This is a genomic window from Microcoleus sp. S36b_A4, from assembly GCF_036700645.1.
Classification (GTDB): domain Bacteria; phylum Cyanobacteriota; class Cyanobacteriia; order Cyanobacteriales; family Microcoleaceae; genus Microcoleus.
Window position 1 is genome coordinate 41,346 of the sequence record NZ_JAUBPI010000024.1, and the last position, 15,394, is coordinate 56,739.

The 15,394-nt window shown below is 46.3% G+C and carries 12 protein-coding genes and 1 pseudogene; 7 read left to right on the forward strand and 6 right to left on the reverse strand.

What is annotated here, in order from left to right; genetic code table 11:
- Positions 1–212: 212 nt before the first annotated feature.
- Positions 213–1,055: pseudogene (locus QUA03_RS10220) on the reverse strand (IS630 family transposase).
- Between the two features lie 484 nt (positions 1,056–1,539).
- On the opposite strand from QUA03_RS10220, the gene QUA03_RS10225 reads away from it, so the two are divergent.
- From QUA03_RS10225 to QUA03_RS10235, 3 genes are all read left to right on the forward strand, one after another.
- Complete coding sequence (locus QUA03_RS10225) at positions 1,540–3,090, forward strand: aminotransferase class I/II-fold pyridoxal phosphate-dependent enzyme (RefSeq protein WP_333211770.1); 1,551 nt, start codon at positions 1,540–1,542, stop codon at positions 3,088–3,090.
- A 99-nt stretch (positions 3,091–3,189) separates the two neighbouring features.
- Entirely contained in the window at positions 3,190–3,783 is a 594-nt protein-coding gene (cbiT, locus tag QUA03_RS10230; RefSeq protein ID WP_333211772.1) for a precorrin-6Y C5,15-methyltransferase subunit CbiT, read from the forward strand.
- A 370-nt stretch (positions 3,784–4,153) separates the two neighbouring features.
- Positions 4,154–5,071, forward strand: a complete 918-nt coding sequence (locus QUA03_RS10235) for a phosphatidate cytidylyltransferase (RefSeq protein ID WP_333211774.1) — start codon at positions 4,154–4,156, stop codon at positions 5,069–5,071.
- A gap of 142 nt (positions 5,072–5,213) precedes the next feature.
- Here the strand turns inward: QUA03_RS10235 and QUA03_RS10240 are convergent, their stop codons facing one another.
- Positions 5,214–6,044, reverse strand: coding sequence for a DUF2993 domain-containing protein (locus QUA03_RS10240; protein ID WP_333211775.1), 831 nt, complete (start codon positions 6,042–6,044; stop codon positions 5,214–5,216).
- A 579-nt stretch (positions 6,045–6,623) separates the two neighbouring features.
- On the opposite strand from QUA03_RS10240, the gene QUA03_RS10245 reads away from it, so the two are divergent.
- Complete coding sequence (locus QUA03_RS10245) at positions 6,624–7,418, forward strand: pseudouridine synthase (RefSeq protein ID WP_333211812.1); 795 nt, start codon at positions 6,624–6,626, stop codon at positions 7,416–7,418.
- On the forward strand, positions 7,415–8,296 hold the full coding sequence (locus tag QUA03_RS10250; protein ID WP_333211777.1) for a RodZ domain-containing protein: 882 nt from the start codon (positions 7,415–7,417) through the stop codon (positions 8,294–8,296). The genes QUA03_RS10245 and QUA03_RS10250 overlap by 4 nt, the downstream gene beginning before the upstream one ends.
- Before the next feature lie 134 nt (positions 8,297–8,430).
- On the opposite strand, the gene malQ is transcribed toward QUA03_RS10250, so the two are convergent.
- From malQ to QUA03_RS10270, 4 genes are all read right to left on the reverse strand, one after another.
- Positions 8,431–9,939, reverse strand: a complete 1,509-nt coding sequence (malQ, locus tag QUA03_RS10255; RefSeq protein WP_333211778.1) for a 4-alpha-glucanotransferase — start codon at positions 9,937–9,939, stop codon at positions 8,431–8,433.
- A gap of 462 nt (positions 9,940–10,401) precedes the next feature.
- Positions 10,402–10,527 carry a photosystem II protein Y gene (locus tag QUA03_RS10260; RefSeq protein WP_333053037.1) on the reverse strand — a complete coding sequence of 42 codons (126 nt, stop codon included), beginning with the start codon at positions 10,525–10,527 and terminating at the stop codon, positions 10,402–10,404.
- 175 nt (positions 10,528–10,702) lie between these two features.
- Positions 10,703–11,461 (reverse strand): MinD/ParA family protein, encoded by a 759-nt coding sequence (locus tag QUA03_RS10265; protein WP_333081123.1) that lies wholly within the window; start codon positions 11,459–11,461, stop codon positions 10,703–10,705.
- 74 nt (positions 11,462–11,535) lie between these two features.
- Positions 11,536–13,326, reverse strand: coding sequence for a CHASE2 domain-containing protein (locus QUA03_RS10270; RefSeq protein ID WP_333211779.1), 1,791 nt, complete (start codon positions 13,324–13,326; stop codon positions 11,536–11,538).
- Positions 13,327–13,662: 336 nt separating this feature from the next.
- Between QUA03_RS10270 and QUA03_RS10275 the strand changes: the two genes are divergently transcribed.
- Both QUA03_RS10275 and QUA03_RS10280 read left to right on the forward strand, forming a co-directional pair.
- Positions 13,663–14,403, forward strand: coding sequence for a DUF928 domain-containing protein (locus tag QUA03_RS10275; protein ID WP_333211781.1), 741 nt, complete (start codon positions 13,663–13,665; stop codon positions 14,401–14,403).
- A gap of 141 nt (positions 14,404–14,544) precedes the next feature.
- On the forward strand, positions 14,545–15,282 hold the full coding sequence (locus QUA03_RS10280) for a DUF928 domain-containing protein (RefSeq protein ID WP_333211783.1): 738 nt from the start codon (positions 14,545–14,547) through the stop codon (positions 15,280–15,282).
- Positions 15,283–15,394: the final 112 nt, after the last annotated feature.

Genomic DNA, 15,394 nt, shown 5'->3' on the forward strand with positions numbered 1-15,394 from the left:
ACTTGTGGCCTATCCAAATGCCACATAGCTCCTCGCATAACTCACTGAATTGAGATTAACAAACTACAAGAACAAGGGTTCTAGCTTTTAGTTTAGTTTTATACCTAGCCCAAAGTACAGGTGGTCACCCCGACTGAGGGTCAGTCGCAAGCTGACCCTTTGGCTAATTCAAAACTCAACTATAGTCATTTCAAATAAGTATGAGACATTTTTTATGCACAATAAGCACGAATAACTTCATCAAGAGATGTGCCAGGAGACGCATACATTTTAGCTCTCTTTAATGCACTAAAATCATGCTCAATATCATTTAAGTCGGGAGAGTATTTTGGTAAAAATATTATCTGATGACCTGCCGACTCAACCAATAGTCTAATGACCGTCTTACGATGAATGGGTGCATTATCCATAATCAATATAGATGGACTTGTTAAATCTGGTAACAAATATAAAGATAACCATCCTTCAAATCCTTCTGCATTCAAACTACCCATAAAGAGCATTGGTGCAATTAAGTCCTTCTTTCCTTTTCTTCTTCCTGCTACTAAATTTTCTCTTTTCCCCCGTTTTCCTGGTCTTTCGCCATAGACTTTCTTTCCTCTTTTTGCCCAGGCATAGACAGAACCTTCAAATTCCTCAAATCCTGACTCATCAATGAATACAAGACTTTTGCTGCCATAAATTTTAATTAATTCTCTGAGATTTCTATAATATTTTATTCTTTATTCTCGATTTCTTTCTTTATAGCGAACTTGTTTTTTTTTTGGTAATTTTCAGTTTTTTTAAGGCATAGCAGATGGCACTCGGTCTGACCCCGAAAGTTCTTGCTCTTTCTACTAATCTTGCTTCCGGATTTTTTTCAACATCTTTTTTGAGTGCTTCCCAATCTAGCTTTCGTTGACGGTGAGTGACCTGAGTTGGTCGAAGGTCTTCCCAACGAGCGATCTATAAATTGTTGCTCTTCCTAACTTAAATATGGCGGCAGCTTTCGTTATACTCCCTCCATTTTCCACATAATTGACTACTTTTTGTCTGAGGTCTAGACTGTAAGCCATTTTTTTCTAATTAACTATTTTTATCGATTTTATCATGATCTTGCCTCTGTCTCACATTTATTTGAAATGACTATAAAAATTAGAAAATTTTTAGTTGACTTATTACTATTAAAATATTTTTTCCCCAATAACAATAAAAAATAATTCAAGCCTCTGCATTTCCTGTTTTGCTCGTACTGTATTTATCCATCTTCCCGCAGCAGACAAATACTTAAAGAGCAAGTACCTTTGCTACCACTGGCACGGATATTTCAATCAATGGCGCTCAATTATCTGCAAGTTCTAACAAAATAAATCGTTTCTGGTTGTATTCAGACATGATATAGAGGACACGGCAGTGCCGTTTCCCTACCCGGATTAATTGTAGGGACACTCTTGCACTCGCAGTGTCCTGGCTGTCGGTAATATTAATTCCGATGGTACGGGATGTGATATGAAACCTCGGCGGTTGCTATAATTCCAAATAATCAAATCAGGATTAAGCGTGTCAGCAGCAAACTATCAACAACAAACGCCTCTATTAGATGCCTTGCGCGATCGCACAAATCACCCACACGCCCCATTTTATGCCCCCGGACACAAAGGCGGACAAGGAATCTCTCAACCCCTAATTGACTTATTCGGTGCGACAGTATTTCGATCGGATTTGCCGGAATTGCCGGAATTAGATAATCTCTTTAACCCAGAAGGTGCAATTGCCGAAGCTCAAGACTTAGCCGCCGCAGCATTTGGAGCCCAATCAACTCGGTTTTTGGCTAACGGTTCGACTTGCGGAATAATCGCCGCCATCTTAGCGACTTGCGGCCCTGGCGATAAAATTATCCTACCTCGAAATATCCACTCCTCGGCAATTTCTGGTTTAATTTTATCCGGTGCAATTCCAATTTTTGTCAATCCAGAGTACAACTCGGATTGGGATATTGCCAACAGCATCACCCCAGAAGCCACAGCCGCAGCATTAGAACAACATCCCGACGCGAAAGCAGTAATGATAGTTTACCCAACCTATCACGGCGTCTGCGGAGATTTGCGGGCGATCGCCCAAATTACCCATCAATACAACATACCGTTATTAGTAGACGAAGCCCACGGCGCCCACTTTAACTTTCATCCAAACTTGCCAGAACCAGCACTATCAGTCGGCGCCGATTTAACAGTACAATCAATCCACAAAACCCTCGGTGCAATGACACAAGCATCGATGCTGCACGTCAAGGGATCTCGCATAGATATCCAAAAATTAAATAGAGCATTGCAGTTAGTACAATCTACCAGTCCGAGTTATATACTATTAGCATCATTAGACGCAGCCCGCCAACAAATCGCACTCCACGGCAAAGAATTAATGGCGGAAACTTTACAGCTAGCAGAAAAAGCGCGATCGCGCATCAGTCTTATTCCCGGCTTATCAGTTTTAGCACCGTTAAATACAGCGGGTTTTGCAGCATTAGACCGCACCAGGCTAACAGTAAAAGTATCAGATTTAGGAATCACAGGATTTATAGCCGATGAAATTATGCACTCTCAACTCGGCGTCACCGCAGAACTTCCCATGCCTCGACATTTAACATTTATTATCAGCTTGGGAAATACAGAATTAGATATTGACAATTTAGTTAAAGCTTGTACTTTTTTAGAAGGAAGAAGGAAGACGGAAGCAGGAAGTTTGGTAACGGATGTAACGGATGTCAGGAAGAAGGAAGAAGTCCGAAAGAAGAAGTCCGAGAGAAGAAGTCCGATGTCCGATGGAAGATTTGCCCAATCTCCCAATCTCCCACTCTCCCCCTCTCCCCCTCTCCTCTCCCCCCGCGAGGCATTCTTTTCCTCAACCGAAACCGTACCTGCAGACAAAGCAGTCGATCGCCTGTGCGCCGAACTCATATGTCCCTACCCCCCAGGAATACCCGTCCTGATGCCCGGTGAAATCATTACCCCAGCAGCCGTTGACTACCTGCAACAAATCCTTGCCGCCGGCGGAAAAATCACAGGTTGTAGCGATAGAAACCTCCAAACTCTCAAGGTTGTGCGACAGTAAATATTAAGGCTTGGGGGAAATTGGGAGAATTTCTACTTCTTCCGCGAGTTCCAACTTCGGTCTTGCTTCACTCAAAAATCAAAAATCAAAAATATAACTATGCTTTGGCCCTACGTCACTCCAGGCATCCCGGATGACTTATTTGAACGTTTACCGGGAATTCCCATGAGTAAGCGAGAAGTCCGACTGCTGTTAATCTCCCACCTGCGGCTGCAAGCAGATTCAGTGGTGTGGGACATCGGTGCAGGTACTGGTACGATCGCCGTAGAAACAGGTTTGCTGTGTCCCAAAGGTCGGATTATTGCCGTCGAAAGGGACGAAGAAGTAGCAAGCTTGATTCGCAGAAACTGCGATCGATTCGAGCTCGACAACGTAGAAGTCATAGAAGGCAGTGCCCCGGAGTGCCTGGAAAACCTGCCCCAACCCCCCCACCGAGTCTGCATCGAAGGAGGTCGCCCCATTAAAGCGATTCTCCAAGAAGTGTGGCGCTACTTGCCACCCCACGGTAGAGTTGTCGCCACAGCATCCAATTTAGAAAATCTTTACGCCCTTTCCGAAGGGTTCGCCGAGTTACAAGTCCGCAACATCGAGGTAGTCCAGTCCGCCGTCAACCGCTTGGAGACTCGCGGCCTCAGTCAAACCTTTGCCGCCGTCAATCCCATATTTATTCTCAGCGGCGAAAAGCTGGATTAGAAGTTAGTTGACAGTTGGCAGTTGACAGTTGACAGTTGACAGTTGACAGTTAACTTTAACCTGGTTCCTCGGCAGATGCTGGGAATACATACCCAATGCCCCATGCCCTATGCCCTATGCCCATTCCTAAATGTAATTCTTAATCTTTTTTAAGTTCACTTAACCTTCATACTTAAGAATAGGGGCCACCATAGCTGGATTGACCACCTGACTTGAGATATTGGATGACCGATGGGGGATGGGGGTTAGTTGTGCAAGGGATCAACTCGTGCTCTAGAAAAATCCAAAATCTCCAATCCAAAATCCAAAATCTAAAATCTAAAATCTAAAATCGAGTGATCCACCGCCGTCTGCAAGAGAAATTCATTTTATGCCTTGGTCTCGTATCCTGAGTGGAATAGTTGCGATCGCCCTTGCTTTGGGAATGATTATTATGGGCGGATGGTACTTCACCGTCGGCTTTGGAGTCATAGTCTACCTAGGCCAATTGGAATATTTTCAATTAGCCAGGGCTAAAGGCATTGCACCCGCTGCCAAAACTACCTTAGCAGTCAGTCAAGGGCTATTAATTACGGCAGCCCTAGCACCGGAACTCGTAGATGCCATGTTCCCCTTAGCGGGAACCTTAATTTGTTTCTACCTGTTATTCCAGCCTAAATTATCGACGATCGCCGATATTGCCTCCTCAGTTTTAGGATTGTTCTACGGCGGTTATTTGCCCAGCTATTGGGTACGGCTGCGAGTCGGCCTCGACCCAGGGAATCTTGCTACAACCCAACTTTCGCAAGCAGTAGCAAGCAATTTGCCGGTTAACATTTACCCGTCCCCGTCTTGGACAAATTCCAGCCACATATCTTTAGGATTGACTTCGCTGCTGCTGGCTTTCTTCTGCATCTGGGCCGCTGACATTGGGGCTTATTTTGTCGGCAAATTCTTCGGGCGCACTAGCCTATCCCACATCAGCCCCAAAAAAACCGTTGAAGGTGCCGTATTTGGAGTTTGCGGCAGCATCGCCGTGGCAGCCGCTGGGTCTTGGTATTTACACTGGCCGGGGTGGCTGTATACTGGGGCTGCTTTTGGTCTGTTGATTGGGGTTGCTAGCCTGTTGGGAGATTTAACTGAGTCGATGATGAAGCGAGACGCCGGCGTTAAGGATTCGGGACAGTTGATCCCCGGTCACGGTGGCATTCTCGATCGCACTGACAGTTATGTTTTTACCGCGCCCTTAGTCTACTATTTTGTGACTTTATTTTTGCCCGCGATCGACTCTTTTTTAATTAATTGGTAATTGGGAATTGGGGATTGGGAATTGGTAATTGGGAATTGGTAATTGGGAATTGGGCATGGGGAATTGGGCATGGGGTATGTATTCCCAGCCTCTACCGAGGAACCAGGTTAAAGTCAACTGTCAACTGTCAACTGTTAACGAACTAAGGCAAAACTGTAATTCCTCCCCGACAAACAATCTCCCCCTGACTCAAAATCAATTCTTCAATCTCAACTTCCGGCCCAAAATCAATTTTAAAACCATTGAAATCACTGCTCTTTAATTCTCCATCCATTTCGATTTCTGGTGATTCAAACATCAATTCGCGACCGCTGGCTATCCGCAGACCCGTCCGCAATACCAAAGGAATTTGCCTACCGCCAGCGCGCAAAATTGCAGCCGAAAGCGTCAACAAACCCGCCTCAATTGCAATCTGCGAATTTTGCAACTTCAGCGACTGTTCCCTATCTGTCAGTAGCAGCATTGGCAGCAAAAATTCGCTTAAAGCATCAGCCAGCAAAGGCGCTTTCAGCGACGCATTCAAATCCGCTTGGCTAAGCCTCAAAACGCCTGCCACGGGAACAGATTCCAGAAGGCGTAGGGGTTGGCCTTTGAGAGCTTGACCGAGGTTGATGCGAATGCCACAGCCCTCTATGGCAACTTCAGTTAGGTGTAGTCCTTTATACACAGCACCGCGAGCGACAGCCGTGACTTTGGGGATCGCACCGCTGAAGATTTGTCGATCGCTCCCCTCAATTTTCACCTTCAACTCGTCCACCTGCTGAACTTGCGATCGCAGCCACAACTGCACAGCCGGAGACAGCACTGCGCTCGCGATCCGGCTGCCTGGACTCGCCGAAGGTCTCCTGGGTTCCTCGCCGAGATTAACAGTCCCACCACAGCCACCAGCGGTATCTGTATTGTCAAATTGAAGAGAGTTTCGATCGACAGTCATAAACAATTTCAGAATATAAACCTTAATATTCAAGCACATAAATTTAACTAGAACTTGCACATCCAGCCTCAAAAACCCGGTTTTTACACAAATATACGGCTATCAACCTCTGATTTTCGTGAGAAACCGGGTTGATGAACACAAGTCCGATTAACTCCAAAATCAAGCATCAATCTGGCATCAGCAACGCCAGAAGCAGAAAAATTCTCAGCTTTCTCCCCTTGGGATATTGGGGTAATTCACGAGTTGTGCGATCCCGATGAAAAATTCGCGATCGAGCGTATAAATTTAACCAGGAGTACGGGATTTATGGTAGTGTTGGTTTATGGTCGGGTCAGACCCACACCTTTCAAACCAGCCGCAAACCAACGGTGCAAACCTGTGCCTGCCGCGAGTCTTTTCGTCGTAGTTTTTGCACAGCATTCAGGGTAATGCCATCAGGACAATCTGCACCGGGCACAAGGACAATCTGCACTCTTGCCGGGCGTCCTGTAATAATTGGTCAGCATTATAATTTATTCCCAACCAGGAATTGAGCATTGCTAGTACGGTTAATCAATTAACCGTGTCGTGTTTCCTCCCCACCGTTCGCTCGTTGGGGATTTCCACACTCCCGTCATGTCTGATGAAAGGCTGCAAAAAATCCTCGCCCAGTGGGGCATTGCCTCTCGCCGTCTTGCAGAACAGATGATTGTAGCTGGACGAGTCCGAGTTAATGGCAATATTGTTCGCTTAGGAGAAAAAGCGAATCCCGATCGCGATCTCATCCAAGTCGATGGAGTTCCGGTGAAACCAACGGATCGACCCGCAAAGGTCTATCTGTTGCTCAACAAACCGGCAGGCGTAGTTTCTACTTGCAGCGATCCAAGAGCCCGATCGAAAGTTCTCGACTTGCTGCCACCCCAACTGCGCTCCGGTCAAGGCATCCACCCCGTAGGACGCTTAGATGCAGATTCCACCGGCGCCCTCTTGCTCACCAATGATGGTAAGCTGACATTTTGTTTGACCCATCCGCGTCACTTGATCGCCAAAACTTATCAGGTTTGGGTGAGCGGCGATCCCCCGGAACCCATACTACAAACGTGGCGTCAGGGCATCATCTTGTCCGGCAGAAAAACTTTGCCCGCGAAAGTTAAAGTTCTCGATCGCGCGCGAGACCAAACTCTGTTAGAAGTCATTCTATCAGAAGGCAGAAACCGACAGATTCGGCGAACGGCCGAACAGTTGGGATATCCCGTGGTGCGCCTGCACCGCACAGCCATCGGCCCGATTCAATTGCAGCGGCCCGGTTCGCCAATATTGCCACCCGGCTGCTGCCGACCCCTAGAAGATGCGGAAATTATTTATTTATGGAATCTAGTCAACCTAACATCAATAAGCGTGCCAGTAAATTCCCAGGAGCACAGCATATGACAAAGAATTTATTGTTTTTATTCTTCAAAACCACTAAGCAGAAACTGCACTCCCAAGAGCCAGAAACAGCTCAGAAGAAGCTAGCGGAAATAGGAACTCAACTCCGCCAGTACCGCGAACAGCAGTCGATTTGTTTGGACAAAGTAGCCGTGGTAACAATGATTCGGCGGAATCTGCTGCAAGCCATCGAGGACGGTCAACTCGACCAACTTCCCGAACCCGTCTACACTCAGGGTTTGATCAAGCGCTACGCTGAAGCAATGGGTTTGGACGGAACTCAGTTTGCCGACTTTTTCCCGATCGAACCGCCACCCCGATCGAGAACCAAGCTATCCTGGCAAGATGGGCCTCAGTTGCGGCCGATGCACCTCTACCTCTTTTACACATTTCTAATTATCTGTTCGGTCAATGTCTTATCTCAGTTGATGAGTGGTTCTGTTACCGCAAAAAACGGTGCGGGAGCCGAAGAACTAGCGCTTGGGCAGCAAGAACAAGCCCGTTTAGCTGGTGGGGCATCGAGTTCCTCACAAAATCAGAAACCGGATAGTTACGAGGCTCTAGAAGCAGTAAGAACCGGTCAAAATTTAAATAAACCTGGCAATAAACCAGTGATGGTTAACGTCACTTTTAAAGCAGAATCATGGATGCAGGTTGAAGTCGATGGTAAAACAGAGTTTGAGGGAACTTTGCCGACCGGGACTGTTCGCACCTGGGGGGCTCAAAAGCAATTGGTAGTGGTAGCAGGTAACGCCGGCGGGGTAATGGTTGCCGTTAATAACGGACAAGCCGAACCACTCGGAGATCCTGGAGTCGCCAAAGAAGTTGTTTTTAAAGCAAACGAACTCAAGCCTTCAGCACCGCCCAAGAATGAAGGTTGAGTGTTAATTGGTAATTGTTAATGGGTAATCAATAGGTAATAGCGGGCAGTCCACAGATTTTAATGAGAATGTCGGTCTTTATTGACTTCTTACCCATTACCAACTACCCATTACCAACTACCCCTTCTATATTTTCAATGTTTATTAGGAGCGCGCCCGGAGATGTAAGTCATAGTTTTGAGCCGATCGCGCACTTCCCAATTCAAAGCTTCGGGTCGATACCTCCAGCCCCAATTTCCCTCTGGTTTACCCGGAAAATTCATCCGCGCGTCAGTATCTAAACCCAACAAATCTTGAAACGGCACAATTGCCATATTAGCAATAGAAATCCAGCCCATGCGGATTAAAGACCAGTGAATTCCTTGGGGATCGATGCAGCCCAAATAACGCAAAACCTCGTCTCTTTCGTAGTTTTGCAGTTGATTGAACCAGCCGACAGTCGTGTCGTTGTCGTGGGTACCGGTGTAAACTACGCAGTTGCGATCGTAGTTGAAAGGCAAAAAAGGATCGCCAGGGCCCGCGCCAAAAGCAAACTGCAAAATCTTCATTCCTGGAAACTCGTATCGATCGCGCAAAGCTTCCACTTCTGGAGTAATTACCCCTAAATCTTCAGCGATAATCGGCAAGTTGCCAAACTTCTCGTTAATTAGATCCAACAAAGCTGTTCCCGGCGCTTTAATCCACTCTCCCTCGATCGCAGTTTCTTGTCCGCGCTTCACCGCCCAGTAAGCGTCAAATCCTCGAAAGTGGTCGATCCGAGTCACGTCTACATAAGAGAAAATCGCTTCAAAACGCTGCACCCACCAGTCGAAATTAGTTGCTTGCAACTTCTCCCAATTGTATACGGGGTTGCCCCACAATTGACCTGTATTGCTGAAGTAATCTGGGGGAACTCCTGCCATTAAAGCTGGTTCTCCGCTGGCTTCATCCAAGCAAAATATTTCTGGATGAGACCATACATCGGCGCTATCGTGAGCTACATAAATCGGAATATCGCCAATAATTTTAATGTCCCGCATATTAGCATAGCGTTTCAACTCCGTCCACTGGCGAAAAAACTCAAACTGAACGTATTTGTAGTAATAAATCTCAGCATTTAGCTGCTGACGCCACTTCTCTACTGACTCTGGTTTTCGACGGGCAATTTCTGGTTCCCAATTGTTCCAGCTAACACCGCCAAAGTGATCTTTTAGTGCCATAAATAAGGCGTAATCTTCCAGCCAATTCTCTTTGCTTTGGCAAAAACCTGAGAATTCTTTTTGCTGGATCGGGGATGCTTTGGCTTTGAAGTTTTCGCAAGCTTTTTTGAGCAAAGGCACTTTCAGCGCGATCGCTCGATCGAAGTCTACATAATCCAGCGGAAATTCGGGCAAATTAGCGAAGTCTTCATCTCCGAGCAATTGCTGGTCCCGCAGCAGTTCTGGGTTGATCAGCAGCGGGTTTCCCGCCATTGCTGAATAGCACGAATAAGGAGAATTGCCGTATCCTGTCGGCCCCAGCGGCAATACCTGCCAGTATTGCTGGTCGCTCTCTACTAAAAAGTCAATAAAGCGATATGCTTCTATTCCCATGTCTCCAATGCCAAATCGACTGGGAAAGGACGTGGGGTGGAGTAAAAGGCCACTCGATCGGGGAAAAAGCATAATCTATCTAAAGATATAGGAATTTAACATTGACAATTTGACCTATCTTCCCTACTAATTAAACTTCGTAGTCTTGAGGGAGATTCTCAGGGCAAATTCTTTTGTGATTGTCTCATATTTTCTGCGATAACGTGCTTACCAAATATTTTTATAACACTCTACTCACAAGTCCTGAGTAGAAAGGAAAACATCACAATCTGAAGTTATGCGATCGCCCTGCTTTCACAGCTAGGTTTTTTTACCCAGACTCGTTTGCTGCAACAAAGTATTTTGCTTGAGCGTACCCGGTTTCTGCTTAATCTTTAAATATACTTTTCTTTTGTTTTCGCCCCCTCTCTCTGCAGTCGTAAATTGCCCGCCAACAATCAGCCATCACTTAAGCAGAGCCAATGCACAAATTAGCCGGCTGTTTTGTATCTCAAAAAACAGCCGGCTGCGAAATTACTGGTGATAATGCTTAGTTCACGCTTGCTTGTTCAACAATTTCTGCACTTGTTTGAGAGCTATAGCGCCGACGTTGTAAGCAGCCCAGCCGCCCGCCAACAATACGGGCATCAATACTATTAGTATGCGGAAGTCAAAATCCATGAGTTCTCCTCCTAAAGTTTTTTAACAAATTCTCATAATCTATTTGTATCTCATTTTGTCGCCATTCTCCTGACTCTTTAACCAAATATTCGGGATACACAGGAGGACATCGCTCCGCAAGAATTGAGAGCGAAAGCGAAACTCCTAGGCGGGCGATCGGTCTTCGCTGTACCAATTATCCCACAATCTGTTTAGCAATCCCTTCCACCACCTTAGTTAGAGGGTCGTTAGGGAAGTGCAGCGCAAACACCCCCTTGCTGGCGAGCAGCATCATCTTGTCGCTGTGGGGCAGTACCCCTGCCACTGGGATTTTGTAAATACTCTCTACTTGCTGCTTCAAATCCTCGAAATCCAGCGATTCTGGGGCTTTATTAATCGTCATCAAAATCTTGGGAACTTCTAATTTGCGGGCCACATCTACTGTGACAGCCGTTCCCTGAAAATCTTGCTGATCCGGACGCAGAATCAGCAGCAGGATGTCGGAAATGGTGATGCTGAGGAGGGTTTCTTCGTTGAGTCCCGGGTGCGTGTCTATAAATAGGTAGTCTAAGTTCAAAACCTCGATCAGTTCTTGAAAGCCGTCGGTAAGCAGTCCCACATCGTAGCCTTCCCGCAAAACTCGCGCTATCTCCCCTGCTTTAATGCTCGAAGGAATCAGGTAGAGGCTGCCGTTACTGGCTAATTTTGGCAGTAGCGAACTCACATTGTAGGCCGTATCCGCGATCGGACACCGGCCCCACAGGTAATCGTTCAGGCAGCGATCCATGTTGCTCTCGCTGAAACCGAACAGCACGTGAATCCCCGGTGATTGAATGTCTGTGTCCACAATGGCGACCCGATTTCCGCTGCGAGCGATAATAGATGCCAGGTTTGCTGTCGTGTTCGATTTGCCAGTTCCGCCCCGGTAAGAGTGGACAGAGATGATTTTGGACATGATCTGCGTATTAGGGTAAGAAACGGGGAGAACCCATTATGATGCAATTCTCGATGATGCAGTCGAGTTGTCTGTCATTCTTCCTTGCCCCCCAAATCCTCCTTATCTGTTAAACTATCAATTTTTTCATCTTTTATCATCTTTTGGGCGCCCCTGCGCTGCCGCATCTGTTTGGCTTTGGTTTGCAAATCGCTGAACTCGTCATCATGTTTAGTTTCGGCTGAACTAGCACCACAACGGGTATCGTTCGGGACACCCGTTGGAGAACCGCTTTCCGATTCAGTCACGGCGGCGCGCTGCTTCTGCTGTTTGGCTTTTTCCTGCAACTGAGCTAGGTATTCGTCTGTTTGACTTTCGACCTTGGGAAGCTCTGGGGTAATGGCAATTATTTCTTGGGGTTCGGAAGGTGCTTTTTCAGAGGTTTCTTGTTTGCTAATCCTCAGTTTATCTTTCTTTTGCTGCAATTCTTTAAAGAAATCAGATTCTGTGATTTCTGCGACTTGCTGTTCTTTTTTGGCTTGGTCTATTTCGATTTTGAAGACTTGTTTAACTCGATCGCTAATTGCTTTCCCGTATCCGGCTTTATTAAATCTTTCTGCTGATACAATGCTACCGCCAGTTAAGATTAATGCTAAGGCTGGCGCTGCTACAGGTACCCACCCTCCTAAGAGAAAAATCCCAAAACTAATCGCGCAGCACCCGGACAGCAGTGCTGCGAATGTCACTGTCAACTTCGCTGGGTGAGCCATCCGCGATGCCAACGTTCCTCCGACAATTGACCATGCCGAAATCCACAGGATTTCTGCCCATTCCGGCCAAAACCACAACATCGGTCTGTTGTCTAAAACGGCACTCAAAATTTGGCTGACTACTTGTGCGTGTGCCACGATACCAGGCATGAATTGGTTGCTTTGCTGTCGCCCACTGTAAGGAGTATAAAAGAAATCTTTAACGGTTTCTGTGGTGTAACCGATGAGCACTATTTTATCTTTAACTAAATTCGGGTCAACTTTCCCTTCTAAAACATCGGTGATTCTGACTTGGTTTGCGACTTGCTGCTTGGAACGATAGTTAATTAATATTTGATATCCCCTGACATCGGCATTTTTGTATCCTCCGTCATTGCTTGCTAGTTGTTTTAATTGGGTTTTTCCCAGCCATAAAGATTGATCGGGGGCGAGTTTGGGAGAGATTTTTTGCCCTTGCAGGTAGCGGAGTGCTAGCTGGAGGTTGAAGGAATATAAAACTTGAGAATCGTCATTGCAAAGATGTTTTTGGGCCGAGGAGTTGCCCTCAATGGTCGGCGGTTTCATAAATAATAAAGCCCTGCGGAGTATGCCACCCGGATCGACTCCGAAATCTGCAAATCCGACCCGGTTTTCTGGCAGCCCCGGCGCAGGTGGAGAACCTGGATTGTCGGGGTTCCCGTCGGTGACTAAACATACCCCGATAATGCGACCGCTTTTTTGTAAAATTTTAGTTAATTCCTGGCGCCCGTCTCCTAATGGTACGTCTCGCAGTACATCTAAACCGATGACTGCCGGCTGCATTTTGTCGAGTTTTTGTAAGATTTCAGCTATTTTGCGATCGGATATTGGCCACTCTTTCAGTTTCTGAATGTCTGCTTCGGTAATCCCCACAACTAGCAAACGCGAGTCTGGCTGTTCATCGGGACGCCACCTCACCATTTGGTCGTAAACGCTTAATTCTACTGGTTCGAGTATTCCTAGCTGTCTGGCCCCCATCAAGGATAATGTTACTGCCGCGCTGGCAAGTAATACAGACTTAGCCAATGCTAGTGATGGTTTATACATTTGACTCAATTGAGCCACTGTCGATCGAATGTTGTTAGATATTTTACTCATTATCCCAGCATAAAAGTTTGACTCGTTTCTGGAACAGCAGTTGTTTCACATTTTCCGCCTGCTGGAGGCTTCCTCCATCTTAGAACACTCGGAAACTGCGGCCACTTTGTTACAAAAATTTACAGTACATCGCAAGCAACTGTATCCAATTATACTTGTGGCATAGGCAACCTGATTTTTCCGACAGAGAATCCCCTTGCCGCTCGAATTAATAAATGTTATTGATGATATGTCAAGGTATAAATTGTGTATCTGCGCCCTCGACTAGCAGCTCAAAAATATTTGTCGCCATCAGCCAATGCCTGTGTTTGAAATTATAGTGAAAGGTACAACAAAATGAAACGTTTTCTACATCGGGCTACACTTGCGGTCGGCGTATCTGCGATCGCAGCTACCGTACCCAGTTCACTTACACCGATGCGCGCACAATCTCAGCCGCTTTTACTGAGTCAAAATGTTAATTTCAAGCCTCCCGACGTAACAGCCCCGGCCGGCCGACAGGGAGGGACACATCGTGGCAACAAGCTTTGTCCAGCGGGTTTATCTATTACTCCTTTAGTGCCTCCAACTAATATCGGTTTAACCCTAACAGATTCTCCCACAATTTTTGTCTATATTCCTAACACCTCGCCCGAAATAGAGTTTACTTTGCTCAACGAAAAGGAGGACAAAGTGGTCTACGAAAAAACCTTTAAACTAGACAAATCCGGGATTGTTGGAGTTAGTATTCCGGCTACCGTGGACAACAACAAATCCCTTGAAGTTGGTAAGCGATACGTATGGTCATTTTCGCTAGTTTGCGACCCCGAAGACCGAGCTGCAGATTTAGTTGTTAAAGGGTTCGTGCAGCGAATTGAACCGCAGGCAACTCTCAAGAGCGAGTTGGCAAATCCCGACCCGATGACTAGGCTCAACGTTTATGCTCAAAATGGGATTTGGTACGAAACTATCGCTACTTTAGCCCAAATGCGGCGTCAAACACCGGGGGATGTGAAGCTGACAGCTAAGTGGACGCAATTATTGCAGTCCCAAGGACTGGAATCTGTTGCAGCTCAACCACTGGTTGCGCCTCTTTAAATCTCGCTATTTCGGGAAATTTTATCGGTCTGTCGATGGCGATGTGAAAATCGACCCATTTACTCGATCGCGCCCGGAGCTAAAACTCCGGGTTAACATTAGAGATACGCTCTATAAATATTTCTACAAGTTGGTGGAAAAATGAAACGTTTTATAAATTTTACTGCACTGGCGATGACTGTATTGGCGATCGCCGTTACTCTCCCCAGTTTGCTGACACCGATGCAGGCTGTGCCTGCACCCATGCTGCTGAGTCAGAATGTTAATTTCAAACCCCCAGATGTAACAGCCCCCGACAACAGGCAAGGGGGGACGCATCGAGGCTGTAAGTTACGGGATGGTTTATTCATTACTCCCTTAATACCTGAAAGCAATATTGGCTTAACGCTAACAGATTCGCCCACATTTTTTGTATATGTTTCTCAACCGGCGGCTCAAGTAGAGTTTATTTTGCTAAATGCAGATGAATCCGAAGTAGTCTACGAAACTACTTTAAAAAATGACAAAGCCGGAATTGTTGGAGTTAGCCTTTCTGAGAAAGACAAGACAAAAAATATTGAGGTTGGTAAACGATATGTGTGGTCGTTTGCACTAGCCTGCGATCCTCTGGAGCGTTCGGGAGATTATATTGTTAAAGGATGGATGCAGCGAATTGAACCCCAGGCAAATCTCAAGAACGATTTGGCAAATCCCGATCCCATGGCTAAGGTGATTGCTTATGCTAAAAATGGGATTTGGTACGAGACTCTTGCGACTCTAGCCGAAATGCGGCGCCGCGCACCCGATGATTCGCGACTGACGACCGAGTGGACGCAATTGTTGCAGTCCCAAGGACTAGAATCGATTGCCACTCAGCCGGTAGTTCAGTCTTTTGAATAACGACTCTTGACCAATCACTGCTGAGTGTTTGCATAGTCAATTCTTCAATGATTCAATCCAGTGACCGAAAGCAGCCAGGGTACAAGCCCCCGTCTTTATCCTGGCATCACCA